This window comes from Rhodococcus sp. IC4_135 (assembly GCF_011602025.1).
In the GTDB taxonomy this organism is placed as follows: domain Bacteria; phylum Actinomycetota; class Actinomycetes; order Mycobacteriales; family Mycobacteriaceae; genus Rhodococcus_F; species Rhodococcus_F baikonurensis.
The window spans coordinates 82,093-95,967 of sequence record NZ_JAAOLG010000015.1 but is presented as its reverse complement, the minus strand read 5'-3'; the positions used below and the strand labels follow the sequence as shown (position 1 = coordinate 95,967).

General features: G+C 62.5%; 13 protein-coding genes. 6 read left to right on the top strand and 7 right to left on the bottom strand.

The window, feature by feature from the left end:
• Window positions 1–14 precede the first annotated feature (14 nt).
• Entirely contained in the window at window positions 15–1,847 is a 1,833-nt protein-coding gene (locus G8767_RS23530; protein WP_166812169.1) for an APC family permease, read from the top strand.
• Window positions 1,848–1,855: 8 nt separating this feature from the next.
• On the opposite strand, the gene G8767_RS23525 is transcribed toward G8767_RS23530, so the two are convergent.
• Window positions 1,856–2,929 carry a VIT1/CCC1 family protein gene (locus G8767_RS23525; RefSeq protein ID WP_166812098.1) on the bottom strand — a complete coding sequence of 358 codons (1,074 nt, stop codon included), beginning with the start codon at window positions 2,927–2,929 and terminating at the stop codon, window positions 1,856–1,858.
• 24 nt (window positions 2,930–2,953) lie between these two features.
• Complete coding sequence (locus G8767_RS23520; protein ID WP_166812096.1) at window positions 2,954–3,799, bottom strand: alpha/beta hydrolase; 846 nt, start codon at window positions 3,797–3,799, stop codon at window positions 2,954–2,956.
• Window positions 3,800–3,990: 191 nt separating this feature from the next.
• On the opposite strand from G8767_RS23520, the gene G8767_RS23515 reads away from it, so the two are divergent.
• Window positions 3,991–4,632: a DUF4232 domain-containing protein gene (locus tag G8767_RS23515; protein WP_166812094.1), complete on the top strand. Its 642-nt coding sequence runs from the start codon at window positions 3,991–3,993 to the stop codon at window positions 4,630–4,632.
• Window position 4,633: 1 nt separating this feature from the next.
• Here G8767_RS23515 and G8767_RS23510 read toward each other — a convergent pair whose 3' ends face one another.
• Genes G8767_RS23510 through G8767_RS23500 form a run of 3 tightly spaced genes read right to left on the bottom strand, consistent with a single transcriptional unit; the run spans window position 4,634 to window position 6,971 of the window.
• Window positions 4,634–5,692, bottom strand: a complete 1,059-nt coding sequence (locus tag G8767_RS23510) for an ABC transporter permease (protein WP_166812092.1) — start codon at window positions 5,690–5,692, stop codon at window positions 4,634–4,636.
• On the bottom strand, window positions 5,689–6,558 hold the full coding sequence (locus G8767_RS23505; RefSeq protein WP_166812089.1) for an ABC transporter ATP-binding protein: 870 nt from the start codon (window positions 6,556–6,558) through the stop codon (window positions 5,689–5,691). The genes G8767_RS23510 and G8767_RS23505 overlap by 4 nt, the downstream gene beginning before the upstream one ends.
• Window positions 6,555–6,971 (bottom strand): GntR family transcriptional regulator, encoded by a 417-nt coding sequence (locus G8767_RS23500; RefSeq protein WP_095972039.1) that lies wholly within the window; start codon window positions 6,969–6,971, stop codon window positions 6,555–6,557. Before G8767_RS23500 ends, G8767_RS23505 begins: the two co-directional genes overlap by 4 nt.
• A 308-nt stretch (window positions 6,972–7,279) precedes the next feature.
• Between G8767_RS23500 and G8767_RS23495 the strand changes: the two genes are divergently transcribed.
• The 4 genes from G8767_RS23495 to G8767_RS23480 are packed head-to-tail and all read left to right on the top strand — an operon-like array spanning window position 7,280 to window position 11,406.
• Window positions 7,280–8,239: an ABC transporter substrate-binding protein gene (locus G8767_RS23495; RefSeq protein ID WP_095972118.1), complete on the top strand. Its 960-nt coding sequence runs from the start codon at window positions 7,280–7,282 to the stop codon at window positions 8,237–8,239.
• 7 nt (window positions 8,240–8,246) lie between these two features.
• Window positions 8,247–9,281 carry an iron ABC transporter permease gene (locus G8767_RS23490; RefSeq protein WP_095972038.1) on the top strand — a complete coding sequence of 345 codons (1,035 nt, stop codon included), beginning with the start codon at window positions 8,247–8,249 and terminating at the stop codon, window positions 9,279–9,281.
• Window positions 9,278–10,066 carry an ABC transporter ATP-binding protein gene (locus G8767_RS23485; protein ID WP_166812087.1) on the top strand — a complete coding sequence of 263 codons (789 nt, stop codon included), beginning with the start codon at window positions 9,278–9,280 and terminating at the stop codon, window positions 10,064–10,066. Before G8767_RS23490 ends, G8767_RS23485 begins: the two co-directional genes overlap by 4 nt.
• A complete protein-coding gene (locus G8767_RS23480; protein ID WP_166812084.1) occupies window positions 10,066–11,406 on the top strand; it encodes a bifunctional adenosylcobinamide kinase/adenosylcobinamide-phosphate guanylyltransferase in 1,341 nt (446 codons plus the stop codon). Before G8767_RS23485 ends, G8767_RS23480 begins: the two co-directional genes overlap by 1 nt.
• Here the strand turns inward: G8767_RS23480 and G8767_RS23475 are convergent.
• Window positions 11,390–12,175 (bottom strand): IclR family transcriptional regulator, encoded by a 786-nt coding sequence (locus tag G8767_RS23475; protein ID WP_166812082.1) that lies wholly within the window; start codon window positions 12,173–12,175, stop codon window positions 11,390–11,392. The genes G8767_RS23480 and G8767_RS23475 overlap by 17 nt on opposite strands.
• Complete coding sequence (locus G8767_RS23470) at window positions 12,172–13,710, bottom strand: APC family permease (RefSeq protein ID WP_166812080.1); 1,539 nt, start codon at window positions 13,708–13,710, stop codon at window positions 12,172–12,174. Before G8767_RS23470 ends, G8767_RS23475 begins: the two co-directional genes overlap by 4 nt.
• Window positions 13,711–13,875: the final 165 nt, after the last annotated feature.

The window sequence follows — 13,875 nt, the reverse complement described above, 5'->3', positions numbered from 1 at the left end:
CGGTGAGACATGCAGTGATACTCGGACACCGTGGAGTCATATCGTCGACCACCCGCCCCGGCGGCGAACCTGAGAAGCAAAAGCTCTCCGTCGCAACCGGACTGGCGGGTCTGTCGCTCGACGCGATGGCCTCGGTGTCGTACGGTCCAGAGGCCATCGTGTTGGTGTTGGCCCTCGCCGGCGGCGCGGGGATCGGCTTCACCGTGCCGGTGACGATCGCCATCGCCGTGCTGCTTGTCGTCCTGGTGGCGTCGTATCGCCAGGTGATCGCCGCATTTCCCGAAGGTGGTGGCGCCTACGCCGTCGCGAAGAAGCATCTGAGCCCCCGCGCGAGCCTGACCGCCGCCGCCTCCTTGATCGTCGACTACACACTCAACGTCGCGGTGTCGATCGCAGCCGGTGTCGCGGCCCTGACCTCCGCCTTCCCCTCGCTTCTTCCCTACACGGTCTGGATTGCGCTGGCGATACTCGGCGGCATCACGGCACTGAATCTGCGTGGCATCGCAGATTCCGCGCGGGTATTCATGTTGCCCACCGTGATCTTTGTCGTCAGCATCTTCACGGTGATCGGCGCCGGACTGCTTCGGGAAAGCCCTGCCGCCGCAACGGCTCCCTTCGTCGCCGTCAACGCACACACGATCGGCATTCTCCTTCTGCTCAAGGCATTTTCGAGTGGTTGTGCCGCATTGACCGGTGTCGAAGCCATCGCAAACGCGGTTCCCAGTTTCAAAAAGCCTCGCGTGCGCAGCGCTCAGCGCGCCGAAGTTGCTCTGGGAATCCTGTTGGGCACCATGCTGATCGGCCTTGCCGTGTTGATCGAAAAGTTCTCACTGGCCCCGATCCCCGGAACAACAGTCCTGTCGCAGCTCACGTCCGCTGCCCTCGGAAATGGTGTGGGCTACTACGTCGTCCAATTCTCCACCGTGATTCTGCTTGCATTGGCCGCGAACACCTCCTACGGCGGACTCCCCAACCTGATGCGGATCCTTGCCGACGACAACGTGCTCCCGCACCGCTTCAGCCGGAAGTCGACGCGCGACGTCTTCACGTACGGCGTCTTGTCGCTCGGTGGCGTCGGTGCTCTCCTGCTCATCGGATCCGGCGGAAACATGAACACCTTGGTGCCGCTGTTCGCCATCGGTGTGTTCATCGGATTTACGCTCGCGCAGTTCGGCATGGTGCGCCACTGGCTCGCCGAACAGACGCCTGGCTGGAAGTGGCGCCTAGCGCTCAACGGTTTCGGGGCTGCGTTGACTTCGATCGCAGCAGTGGTGACTACCGCCATGAAGTTCACCGAGGGCGCCTGGCTGATCGCTCTCGCGCTCCCTGCGCTCGTCCTCGGCATGGAACGCATCCGCGGCGCGTACACACATATCGGTACGCGGTTAACCGTTCAGGGTGAGAACGATTCTCTGTCTATCGGATACAAACCAGCGGTCCTAGTACCCGTGTCCGAAATTACGTCGCTCTCCACCCGCGCGATGGCCGCGGCAACGGCAATGTCTTCGCAGCCCATCGCAATTCGAGTCTGCCTGGCCCACGAATCGACGACGGACTTCACCCGCCGATGGCAAGCCCGACACCCGAATTCGCGTTTGATCGTCATCGAGGACACCGAGAATTCCGTGGGGAACACCCTCGCTCGATACATCCGCACACACTTCCCCCACCGCGAAACCTTTGTCGTCGTCGCCACCATCGACCCGGCGACCAGATGGCACCGGTTCCTCCCGAGCCAACGAACCGATGAAATCGCCCATGCACTGCGCAAACACACCGAGGCCGTGGTGTGCCAAATCCCGGTCCGGATCGATCCGGCTCACCGCGATCCAGCCCTGCGCGCATGAGCCGACGCTCAGAGCGAGGTCCCGAACAACATGCCGAGTAGATACGTCGCGCCGGCAGCGCCGTAACCGATCGCAAGTTGGCGTAGCGCCCGCTTGAACGGAGGTCCGCCCGACAGCAACCCGACCACAACGCCCGTCGTCAGCAACGCGATCCCCACGAGAACAGATGCGACGATCAGGGCTGTCATGCCTTCCAGACCGAACAGATACGGCAACACCGGAATGATTGCGCCCGAGGCGAAGAAGCAGAAACTTGCCGCCGCTGCGCCCAATCCGGTTCCGACGGCTTCATGGTCGTCGATAACGTCCGCGGCGCCGAAGGTGCTGTTCGCGAGGACCTCGGCGGCGCGCTGGTCCGCTTCCTCGGCGGACATGCCGCGGGCCCGGTAGACCAGGGACAATTCGTTGGCGTCGACGTCGAGCAGGCCGACAGCTTCGCTGGCCGCGGGACCAGGATTGGACGCTTCCAACAACTCTCGCTGCGAGCGGACTGAAACGTACTCGCCGGCTCCCATCGACAGGGCGCCGGCCAGAAGCCCGGCCATGCCGGTGATCAGAACGATCTGGTTGGAGACGCCGCTACCACTGATGCCGAGTACGAGAGCGAGGTTGCTGACCAGGCCGTCATTGGCTCCGAAGACGGCGGCACGAAACGTCCCCGAAAGTCTGTTCCGACCCCGAGTGGCCAAGGCCCGCACCACTTCTTCGTGGATCTTCTCGTCCGCGCCCATCGATGCGGTCGCGTCGGCGTCGTTGGGATACGGGGATCGCGTCTCCGCGCGCTGCGCAAGAGCGAGCACGAAGACGGAGCCGAAGCGTCTGGCCAGAAAGCCCAGTATCCGAGTGCGGATATCACCGCGTAGTGGTTTGCCGACGTGATCGCCGAGTAGCGCTCGCCAGTGCGCCTCGTGTCGGCCCTCCGCATCGGCCAGTGCGAGAAGGATTTCGCGCTCCTCGCCGCTACGCCTACCCGCGAGGTCGCGGTAGACGGCGGCCTCGGCTTGTTCGTCGGCGAGGTATCGTCTCCAGCGCTTGACATCTCGCGGGTCTGGATCGGGTCGTGCGGCCGGAACTGTGGACATCGTGTTCCCCTTCCGGTGAGGCGGTCACGCTTCGAGTACGCGGTCCATCCACGTCGTCAGATCGTTGATGACGTCGTCGCGGTTGGTCTCGTTGAAGATCTCGTGCCTGGCGCCCGGATAGGTGTAATAGGTGACGTCTTCGATCCCCGCCGAGTTGTACCGTTCGACTGCGACGTCGGTACGGCTCAGCGCGGCGTTGAGAGGATCCGAGGTGCCGACGAAGACCAGGATCGGAAGGTCTTGTCGCACACCCTCGACGTCGACGAACCTCGGTCCCGCTGCGATAAGTCCGCCCATACCGGCGTCGTCCAGGCTGAAACCGCACAGCGGATCGTTGATGTATGAATCCACCTGCGCTTCGTCACGGCTGAGCCAGTCGTGCGGAGTACGGGCCGGTTCGAATTCGGCGTTGAACTGGGCGAGGACGTCCGGGCCGTCGTTGACGAGGCTCTCGATCAGTTGATCGACGGCGGTAGTCCCCGACAGTGCGACGGCGTCGATCAGGTGCGAATGATCGAGGATGTACTGCTGCGAAGCGAACGAACCAAGACTGTGGCTGAGCAGTACGACGGGCAGGCCGGGGTGTTTGTCGCGGATGATCCCCGTGAGGGTCACCATGTCTGCCACCAAGCGGTTCCAGCCGTCGTCGCCGATGTTGCCTGGGCCGGCGTGCATGCTCTCACCGTGGCCGCGGTGGTCCGCCGCGTAGACGAGGAAGCCGCGAGCATTCAGAGCTTCGGCAACGTGTGCGTAGCGTTTTGCATGCTCACCCATACCGTGCGCGAGTTGAACAACCCCTCGAGGTTCCTGCTCGGTGGGCCATTCGTGGACATGAATGACCACTCCGTCGTCGCTGGTGAAGGTGAACATGCGCTACTCCCGGTGGTCGCGATCCGGACAGGTCATTTCTCATGCTAGATCCGCAGCGGCAATCCATCCGGGAAGTAGGTCCTGATCACCGGCGAGCCTGATTCGTTTCTGCACATCCAGCTTCAAACTCGGATATACCGGACACGGATGTTCCGGAGACAGTTGTCGACCAGCTTGAGGAGTACAGAGCGATGAATCCCAACCGCATGCGCAACATCGGCTTGTTGGCGGCTCCACTTGCTGCTCTCGCCCTTCTCAGCGGTTGCGGCTCGGATGAAACGGGAACAGCCGAGAGTTCACCTGCTCCTGCCACCACGACGACTACCTCTGCGCCGACGACCCCGACCGGTACCGCTTCACCCTCTACGACCCATACCGATCACACCCAAACCACAACCTCGACAGCGCCCAATCCCGAAGGCTGCGCCATGGGGGAACTGAACGTCACCCTTGGCCAGCCGAACGGCGCCGCCGGTTCCGTGGAGCTTCCGGTTGTCTTCACCAACACGGGCGGCCGCACGTGCACGCTCGACGGTTTCCCTGGCGTCTCGTATGTCACGGGAGCGTCCGGAAGCGAAGTGGGTGCTGCCGCCGGTCGTTCCGGATCCGGTTCACTCGTCTCCCTTGCCCCTGGCTCCGCCGCAACGTCTTTGGTGCGCGCCACGAATGTCGAGAACTACCCGGCAGATCAGTGCGGCGTGACCGACGTTGCGGGACTGAAGGTTTACCCGCCCAACAGCTACGACTCGGTTTTCCTCGCCTACCCCACCAAGGGTTGCTCGATGACCGGCGCGAACATCAACCAACTGACGGTCGCGCCGGTCGCCCGCTGAGTCACGGCTTGAGGCGTCGTAGGCCCCAGAGCGCCGGCAGGAGGAACAGGCCCGAAAGGATCAGGACGAGTGCAGCTTCCGTGAACTGAAATCGTCGGACCTGGTCGACTGAGTGGTACCGCGTTTCGTAGTGGTCCACTCCCTGCGCGAGCACACACGCACGGTAGTCGGCATCGAGTTGGGCCAGGAAGGCCTTTTGGCGAACGTAGAAATCCACGTCACTCTCGTCGGTTCGCTGATCGTATTCACTGCCGGCTGTATCGGTAGTGCACGCCTGATAGTCGATCTCGACGGGCTTTCCGTTGGCATCGGTGTATCCGCTTCGCACGATCCACGCCATCGAGGAATCCATGACGTACGTTGCGTAGAAGGTGTCTTGGTCGATACCTTGTGTCAGCACAGTCGGCTCGGCATAGTGCGGCCGTGCCAGATTCTGGAATCCCACCATCAAACCGGCGACGGCAATCAAGGTGACGGCCACCGCGGCGATGGGTGATCGCACCAGCAGTGATACCGCAGCTCCGGCGATCAACGCCATGAAAGTGTATGCACCCAAGACAATTCCGCTGGAATTGAACAGAGGGAAGAGCATCGAACTCATTCCATACGACTGAACGGGTCCGACGTTGACCACATAACTCCAACTCTCGAATCCGACCCGAGCGGCTTCGAGAATGAAACCGAGGATCGCGGCTGCGGCAGTGAGCGGAAGAAAGACAACAACGACTCGCATCCAGAACCATCGTGCTCGACTCACCGACTGCGTCAGACCGAGAACATGTGTTTGCTGATCGATGTCGCGGGAGAATACGGTCGCACCCACCAGCGCCCCGAGTAGTACTGGTAAGGCAGCGGCGATCGTGTTCACACCGGTGACGGTGGTATCCGCCCAACAATCCCAACCGATCCCGACACACTCGAGGTAAGTCCCTCCGCCGTCCACTCCCGAGGTACGTCGAGTTCCGATTCCGCCGACTATCGCTGCTATAGCCAAAGCTGCGATGAATCCCAACGACACAACGACCGATGTGCGGTGATGCCGCCACGTAACCCAGATCATGCCGCCACCATCGTTTCTGCGCTCAGGTGCCCGAGCACCACGTCGTCGAGCGTTGCGTCGTCGATCACCCAGCCGGCCCGAGGGCTCGGACGGACTCCCTCCACCACATGAGAATTCGACCGCATCCCCTTGTCGGTATGAATGACCGCACCGGCGCCGACCACGTCCGAAGGATCGCCGTCCCCGATCAATACGTAATGGGCAGCGATCAATTCATCCAACGGTCCGGACAATCTCGCGTTTCCGCCGCCCAGTAGAAGTAGTCGATCCGAGACGTCTGCCAGTTCGGAGACGATGTGTGACGACAACAGAACCGTGGTGCCGTACTCGGCAACGTCTTCGAGCAGGGTGGTCGCCACGGATCGCCGCGCCACGGGATCAAGATCCGCCAAGGGCTCGTCGAGAAGCAGCAGTTGCGGCCTGCGTCCGAGTGCCAAAGCCAGTGCAACCCTGGTTCGCTGACCTGGTGACAGCGTCTTCGCCTTTGCATCGAGAGAAATCCCAGCGCGCTCCACCAGATCCAGAGCGTACTTCGCATCCCACTCGTCGTTGGTGTACGCGCCGAATCGAAGAAGTTCTGCAACAGTGAATTTGGGGTACAGCGGCTTGTGCTGAGCGAGGTAGGACAGGCCTGGGCAGATGCCGTCCTGATCCGGCGTGCTACCCAGGACCGAGATCGAACCGTGGTCAGGCATCGTCAATCCGACCGCCAAGGACATCAGTGTCGACTTGCCCGCTCCGTTCACCCCCACCAGGGCAGTGATACTTCCGGTGGCCACCTCGAAAGTGCAGGCGTCGAGCACCTTCTTCTTGCCGAAGCGCTTGTCCACGTCCTGCATCGTCAGTGCCGATTCTTGCGCAGTCATGATGTCTCCCCCTGCTTTCCGGACGGATCCGATTCGATGAACGTCTTCTCGAGCTCCAAGCTCACCAATGCTTCGATGTCCGTGCGCTCGAGTCCGGCGGCGACGGCATCTGCCACCCAGCGAGCCAACTCGCGCCTCAGCGCAGAGCTTTCCGCCATGCCGGGCTTCGCCAGGGACTTGACGACGAACGTGCCCAATCCAGGCCTCGGGGCAACAAGTCCGTCGCGCTCGAGTTCCTTGTAGGCCTTCAGGACTGTGTTCGGGTTGATCGCGAGCGCTCCCACGACGTCCTTGGCTGTGGGCAGCCGATCCCCGACGTGGAGATCACCGAGCCTGAGCGCCTGCTTCACCTGAAGGACCAATTGCACGTAAGTGGGAATGCCGGATCGGCGGTCGATACGGAAGTCGATCATCCGAACCCTTTCACTAGTTCATTAGTGGAATAGATATTTACCCTGCCTTGACCTCCCGGGTCAAGCCCGACGACCCCTGTAAAGTGCAGATGCCCCGGCTTGCCGGGGTGCCACGCTGCTCGTGTGAAGTTCGGTGAAACCCCGGCACTGTCGACGCAACTGTGAATTCGCCCGGCACTACTCGAGGCGAACGAGTCAGGTCACCGGCCTCGTGGCGACACGATGGTTCTCGGACGAAGGACCGCTCGTGGCGCTTCCCCTCGCGGCCGCGCTGCTCGCGGCCCTCGTCCACTAGCGGAGGGGTGGCTGTGAGTACTCGGCCGACACGTAGATTCAGATCCGTACTTGCAGCGCTGACGGTGAGCACCGCACTGCTTGCCGGTGCCTGCAGTAGTTCGACGTCCGACGCACCCACGACCACAGCCGCCTCGGACGGTTCGTTCCCGGTGACTGTTGTTTCCGGTCCCACGGATTCCGGCACGGACATCACCATCGAGTCACGTCCGCAGTCGATCGTGTCGCTCAGTCCCAGCGCCACGGAAACCTTGTGGGCCGTCGGCGCGGGCGACCAGGTGAAGGCCGTCGACAATCAGTCCGACTACCCGGCCGGTATCCCGGTCACCGACCTCTCGGGCTTTCAACCGAACGTCGAAGCCATCCTCGGTTACGCACCGGATCTGGTGATCGCGTCGGATGACATGAACGATCTTGTGTCCGGACTGCAGAAGGCGAAGGTGCCGACGCTCCTGTTACCGGCAGCGACCAGCATCGACGACGTCTACGCCCAGATCGAGCGCGTCGCGAAGGCCACCGGCCACGAGGACAAGGGCACCGAGGTCGTCGACACCATGCGCTCGGACATCGACGCCGCTGTCGCCAGTGTTCCTGCGCGCCAACAGCCGCTGACGTACTTCCACGAACTCGACTCCTCGCTCTACACCGTCACGAGTTCGAGCTTCGTCGGGCAGATCTACTCGTTGTTCGGAATGAAGAGCATCGCCGACGCCGCGGGGCAGGGCGACTATCCGCAGCTGTCGGCCGAATTCGTGGTGCAGGCCAATCCCGATCTCATCTTTCTCGCAGACTCCCAATGCTGCGGAGTGACTGCAGAATCCGTCGCCGCCCGACCCGGGTGGAGCGGCATGAAAGCGGTTACCGGCAACCAGATCCATGTGCTCGACGAAGACCTCTCCAGCCGGTGGGGACCTCGTGTCGCCGATCAGGTGAAGGCTGTCGCGGCCATCGTTGCCCAAGTTCCCGCGGCCTGAGCATTCGATGATCAAAGCCGGTATCTCCCATCATCGGACGGCCGTTCTGCTCGGCGCCGCGCTGATTCTGTGCGCTGCCTTGCTGATCGGCGTTCTGGTGGGGCCGGCAGGTTTGACACCTGATCGGACCATTCTCGAGCTTCTGGACGGAATACCCGGCATCAACATCGATTCCGGTCTCACCGCGACACAGCAGGCGATTCTCTGGCAGATCCGGCTTCCGCGAGTAATCCTGGGCGCCTTGGTCGGAGCCATGTTGGCCGTGGCCGGCGCCGCATACCAAGGTGTGTTCCGAAATCCCTTGGCGGATCCGTATCTCCTCGGCGTTTCGAGCGGAGCCGGACTGGGTGCGACCCTCGCCATCGTTTCGGGTGGCGCCCTGGGCATGTTCGGAATTCCCATGGCCGCCTTCGTCGGTGGTGTGCTGGCCGTGTTCGCAACATATTCGCTCGGCCGAAGCATTGGCGGGCCGCAGAACGCGGTAGTCATCATCCTCGCCGGTGTCGCTGTCGCGGCGTTCACGAATGCAGCGCAGACTTTTGTTCAGCAGCGGTTCGACGATTCACTCCGTGAGGTCTATTCCTGGCTGCTCGGCGGATTGTCCACCGACGGTTGGTCGGAAGTTCTGGTCGTCCTGCCGTACGTCGTGCTGGCATCTGTCGTCATCCTCGTACACCGGCGCGTACTCGACGTGATGGCGGTAGGTGACGTCGAAGCCGCCAGCCTCGGAGTCGATCCGGCCAGATCGCGCCTGGTACTGGTGCTCGCTGCAACACTGGGAACAGCTGCAGTAGTAAGCGCCAGTGGGCTCATCGGCTTTGTCGGAATCGTTGTTCCCCATGCGGTTCGACTGGTCGTCGGCCCGTCGCATCGGCTGCTTCTCCCCCTGTCACTCATGCTGGGTGCGGCGTTTCTCGTCCTCACCGACGTCGCCGCCCGCACGGTCATGGCGCCGGCCGAACTCCCGATCGGCGTTGTAACCGCGATGATCGGCGCCCCGTTCTTCCTTCTGGTTCTGCGCCGCAGTCGAGTTTCCGCATGACCGACACCGCAGTGCGATGCCGCGACCTCCGAATCAACCTCGGCGGCAAAGACGTCGTCGACGGCATCGATCTCGATGTGACACCCGGCGATTGGGTTGCCGTGGTCGGGCCGAACGGCGCCGGCAAGACGACCTTGATGCATGCCCTCGCTGGATTGATTCGGTCCACCGGTGAACTCACCGTCGGGGGACTCAACCCACGCAGTTCGAGCCGCAAGGCCATGTCCGCCGTCGTCGCGCTGATGCCTCAGCGTCCGGTGGTACCCGAGGGCGCGACGGTTGCCGAACTGGTTGCGCTCGGCCGTACACCGTATCTCCGACGCTTCGGCACCGAAACCGCCACAGATCGTTCGGTGATCTCCTCGGTGATCGAAAGGCTCGACCTCACCGAGTTCGCCGATCGACGAGCCACCGAACTTTCCGGCGGCGAATTGCAACGCGTGGTCCTGGCTCGGGCACTGGCTCAAGAGCCGCAGGTACTGCTCCTGGACGAACCCACCAGTGCTCTCGACATCGGCCACCAGCAGCAGGTTCTCGACTTGGTGGAGGAGCTGCGAGAAGCCGACGACATCACGGTCATCGCCGCGATGCACGACCTCACCCTCGCAGGTCAATACGGGCGACGAATCGTGTTGCTGGACAAAGGCCGCGTCGTCGCCGACGGCGCGCCCTCAGCGGTATTGCAAGCCGACCTTCTCGGCCGTGTGTACGGAGCTCGGGTCGAAATCCTGGACCGGCCCAGCGGTCCCATAGTTGTTCCGATTCGGCAGGAAGGCACGCGCTGATGGAACTGGTGTTGCTCGGCACCGGTGCTGCTGACGGTTGGCCGAACCCGTTCTGTACGTGCCCTTCCTGTCTGGCGGCCTTGTCGAGTGGAACCATTCGCGGGCACACTGCCGCTCTGGTGGACAACCGAATCCTGTTGGACTGTGGTCCGGAAGTACCTCGAGCGGCGTCGCGCTACGGACGCACATTGGCAGACGTGGAACACATTCTGCTGACGCACTCTCATCCCGACCATCTGGGCCCGATGGCATTACTGTTCCGGTCATGGGCCTCTCGCACCGAACCACTACAGGTTCTCGGGCCACCGGACGCGCTCGATCTCTGCCGAGACTGGGTAGGCCCCGCCGATCCGGTGACCTTCACGCCGCTCGAGCCCGGTCAGTCGATCATGTTGGGCACCTGTCGTGTTCGCACACTCGAAGGCGCGCACGAAGTACCCACCCTTCTCTACGACATCACCGACGCATCCGGGACCCGAGTCTTCTGGGCCACCGACACCGGACCGCTGCCCGAATCCACTGTCGACGCCCTCGCCGACGCCTGTTTCGACGCCGTCTTTCTCGAAGAGACCTTCGGCTACAAAACTGACCACGGCACCGGGCACCACGATCTGCCGACTTTCGCGAGAACCGTGTCACAGCTACGCAATTGCACCGCGATCACCGACAGAACCGATGTGGTTGCCGTACACCTCGGGCACCACAACCCAGCCGAAAACGAACTCGCGGAGGCACTTCGCGTGTCCGGGGCGCGAGCGGTTCCGGATGGAACTGCACTCGAGATCGGGGTAGGACAGAGCCATCGAACTCTGGTCACCGGTGGCGCCCGTTCGGGCAAGTCCACTTACGCAGAGGCCTTGCTTGCCGGCTACCGGCACGTCACGTACATCGCCACCGGGGATCCGCAGGACGACGATCCCGACTGGATCGAACGAATTGCGTCGCATCGCGCGCGGCGGCCGTCGACGTGGACGACGGTGGAGACCTCCGAGGTGTCCGAGATTCTTTTAGGCGCAACAACACCGATCCTGCTCGACTGCCTCGGCACGTGGTTGACCGCACGTCTGGACCGACATCAGGCGTGGGCGACAAAAGATCTCAGCGCCGTCCACGCAGATATCGACCGGTTGGCCGACGCCTGGACCGCCTGTCCGGTTCCGATTGTCGCCGTCACGAACGAAGTGGGAAGCGGCGTCGTCCCGGACACGAAGTCCGGGAGGCTGTTCCGCGATCTGCTCGGTCTGGTGAACAGCCGCATCGCCGGTGAATCGGAGTCCGTGGTCCTGATGACCGCCGGACTCCCCCAGCACCTGCGGGGTGATGTCAGAGCAATCCGGTGAGCTGACGCGCACAATCAAGTAGGAACCCGACCAACTCTCGATCCCCCTCCGTCACTCGCCCGCTCGCTCCCTGAACACACAACCCGCCGGCCACCTGGTCTGCGTGATCGCGAACCGGTACTGCCACCGCGGATCGACCCAGGCGACATTCCTGGTTCTCGAATGCATAACCCTGCAGACGAACCGATCTCAGCTGTTCAGACAAAGCATCGAAATCACCGATGGTGAACTCCGTGACCTGACGAAGTTCCAAACCCGACAGCAACTGCTCGTCGTGCGCCAACAGAACCTTCCCCAGCGCATTCGCGTGAAGGTTCTTCGGCAGTGCGGCTATTCCGATGATCTCGTGGTCCGGATCCTTGTCGACGAACCGCAAGCGCCCACCGGCGAATGACGCAACGTGCAATCCGAACCTCGTGTGTGTCCGCATGTCCTCGACACGCTCGTGCAGCGTCGGCGCCGGACCACTCGACGACGCCGCATGCGAGAGCTCGGCAGTTCGACGCCCCAACGCGAACCCCGACAGGTCTGGCACTCGTACGAGGAAGCCCTCCGCCACCAACAGATTGAGCATGCGATACGCCGTGGCCGAAGGGACGCCTGCAAAAGTGGCGATCTCCTTCGCGGTTGTTCCCGGTCCCAGATGAGCCACCGCCTCGAGCATCCCCAGCGCCTTCTGAACTGCACGCGGTTGTTGCCCACTGAAGTGGGTCTCTTCGCCGATCCGTTTGTCTGATCGTGGACCAGCGGTTGCACGGTCCGCGGTCACCGCCCATGCTCCGGCGAGTTACCCTCGGCGGTCCCACGATCCGGCACGAGTCGCCTTCGCCCGTCACCGTCTATCAGCAGAGTGCCAGCACCAGGCAACAGGTCCGCCGTCTCGACGCTGTCGAAAGCGCCCACCATCAGAAGGCTTTCAGGTCTGGCTCGTCGAAGCAACGAACTCCACACTGTCCCCGACACAGCAACAGCAAGAGCAGCGATCGGCAGTGCCCACATCCCGTGAACCGCACCGTCGAGAACGATGTAGACCAGTAGACCGGCACCGACGACGCTCACCGACACCGTGCATATCCGGGTCAGCGAAGTATGTTCCCCGATTCGGCGCAAGAACTTCCACGAAGCAAAGGCCACCAGCGTGTAAGCGCAGACCAACGCGGTCTCCACCACGCCGTCGAAGGATCCCGAATCGTCGCGAACCGTATCCGAATAGATGAATACTCCAATCGCGCTTGCCGCGACGAACGTCAGTACCGCAACGTACGGGGTGCGGAACCGTCTGTGCACGCGAGCGAGCGGCGCAGGCAGCACCCGTTCGATCCCCATCGAGTACAACAACCGCGAACCCGCCTGCGCACAACCGAGAGTGGATGCGAACCAGGAACACGTCATTCCGATCTTGACTGCCAGAACCACCTCCGCGCTGGCCCCGGATGCCGTTCCCTCGAAGTACGCTCCGACGATCGTTGCGCCGTGGCCGGTCATCGCCGCCCAGGCCGCAAAAACGAAGAGGACCCCGCAGATGATCGGCGAAATGAGGACCGTGCGTGTGACGCTGATGAGTGGTCGCTTCGCTTCCGGGCCGAAGAAGGCCGAACTTTCGAAGCCCGCCATGCTGAGTACCGTCAGCATCGCGAGAAACGGAACTGCACTCAGCGACGGATTCGGCAGGGCAACAGCAGTTGTCGTGTCACTGTGCGTCGCCAGCATGACCACGACGATCAGAATCAGCGAGCACGCCTCGACAACGAGGATCGCTCGAGTGGCGAACCGAACGCCTCGCACTGCAATCCACGCGACGGCCAAGGCAATCGCCACCGTCGTGATCACCGTCGCCGCAGTCCCCCGCACGTCAGGTCCGACAATGGCGATGGTATCGAGCAGACTCGGAACTGCCTGGGAGAAAACCGAAACCGAGATTCCGAGATACCCGAGCACCAGTGCAGCGCCCGCTGTCAGTGTCGCCCGGATACCGGAGCCTTGGAAGACGAAGCTGTACAACGATCCTGCTGCGGCCAGTCTCCGTGTGAACTGAGTGATGCAGAACGCAACGAGAAAAACAGCCGAAGTTGTCGCAGCAATCGCAGCCAACCCGACGTAACCGGGACTGTAAGTGATCATCCACAAGGCGATGAACACCATTCCCGTTGCGGGTGCGATCGTGGAGAGTGACTGCCCCAACAGATCGATCGGGGTCAGACGTCCCCGTCCGAGACCACGGAGCGGGGAGAACACGGGCTCACTGTGTTGATCCGCATTCTGCGCTCGCGTGATCGCTGCACGCAGTGCCGCACTCACGGCCATGTCTCACCGTCCGTCGCGTCCAGGCCCGAACCTACGAGCGAATTGTCAGAATTCGGTCAAGTTAGTCCGCTTATGTTTCCGCGCAGTTTCCACGATGGCGCGCACAGAACTTTCAAGTGGGAATCCGACTCTGTTTCCCACCCCGCGTCATGCCGGATCAACGGC

Excerpts from the sequence above, each read along its gene's own strand:
- G8767_RS23520 (WP_166812096.1), bottom strand. The coding sequence starts at position 3,799 with ATGTTCACCTTCACCAGCGACGACGGAGTGGTCATTCATGTCCACGAA.
- G8767_RS23500 (WP_095972039.1), bottom strand. The coding sequence starts at position 6,971 with ATGATCGACTTCCGTATCGACCGCCGATCCGGCATTCCCACTTACGTG.
- G8767_RS23515 (WP_166812094.1), top strand. The coding sequence starts at position 3,991 with ATGAATCCCAACCGCATGCGCAACATCGGCTTGTTGGCGGCTCCACTT.
- G8767_RS23485 (WP_166812087.1), top strand. The coding sequence starts at position 9,278 with ATGACCGACACCGCAGTGCGATGCCGCGACCTCCGAATCAACCTCGGC.
- G8767_RS23525 (WP_166812098.1), bottom strand. The coding sequence starts at position 2,929 with ATGTCCACAGTTCCGGCCGCACGACCCGATCCAGACCCGCGAGATGTC.
- G8767_RS23505 (WP_166812089.1), bottom strand. The coding sequence starts at position 6,558 with ATGACTGCGCAAGAATCGGCACTGACGATGCAGGACGTGGACAAGCGC.
- G8767_RS23470 (WP_166812080.1), bottom strand. The coding sequence starts at position 13,710 with ATGGCCGTGAGTGCGGCACTGCGTGCAGCGATCACGCGAGCGCAGAAT.
- G8767_RS23510 (WP_166812092.1), bottom strand. The coding sequence starts at position 5,692 with ATGATCTGGGTTACGTGGCGGCATCACCGCACATCGGTCGTTGTGTCG.
- G8767_RS23490 (WP_095972038.1), top strand. The coding sequence starts at position 8,247 with ATGATCAAAGCCGGTATCTCCCATCATCGGACGGCCGTTCTGCTCGGC.
- G8767_RS23480 (WP_166812084.1), top strand. The coding sequence starts at position 10,066 with ATGGAACTGGTGTTGCTCGGCACCGGTGCTGCTGACGGTTGGCCGAAC.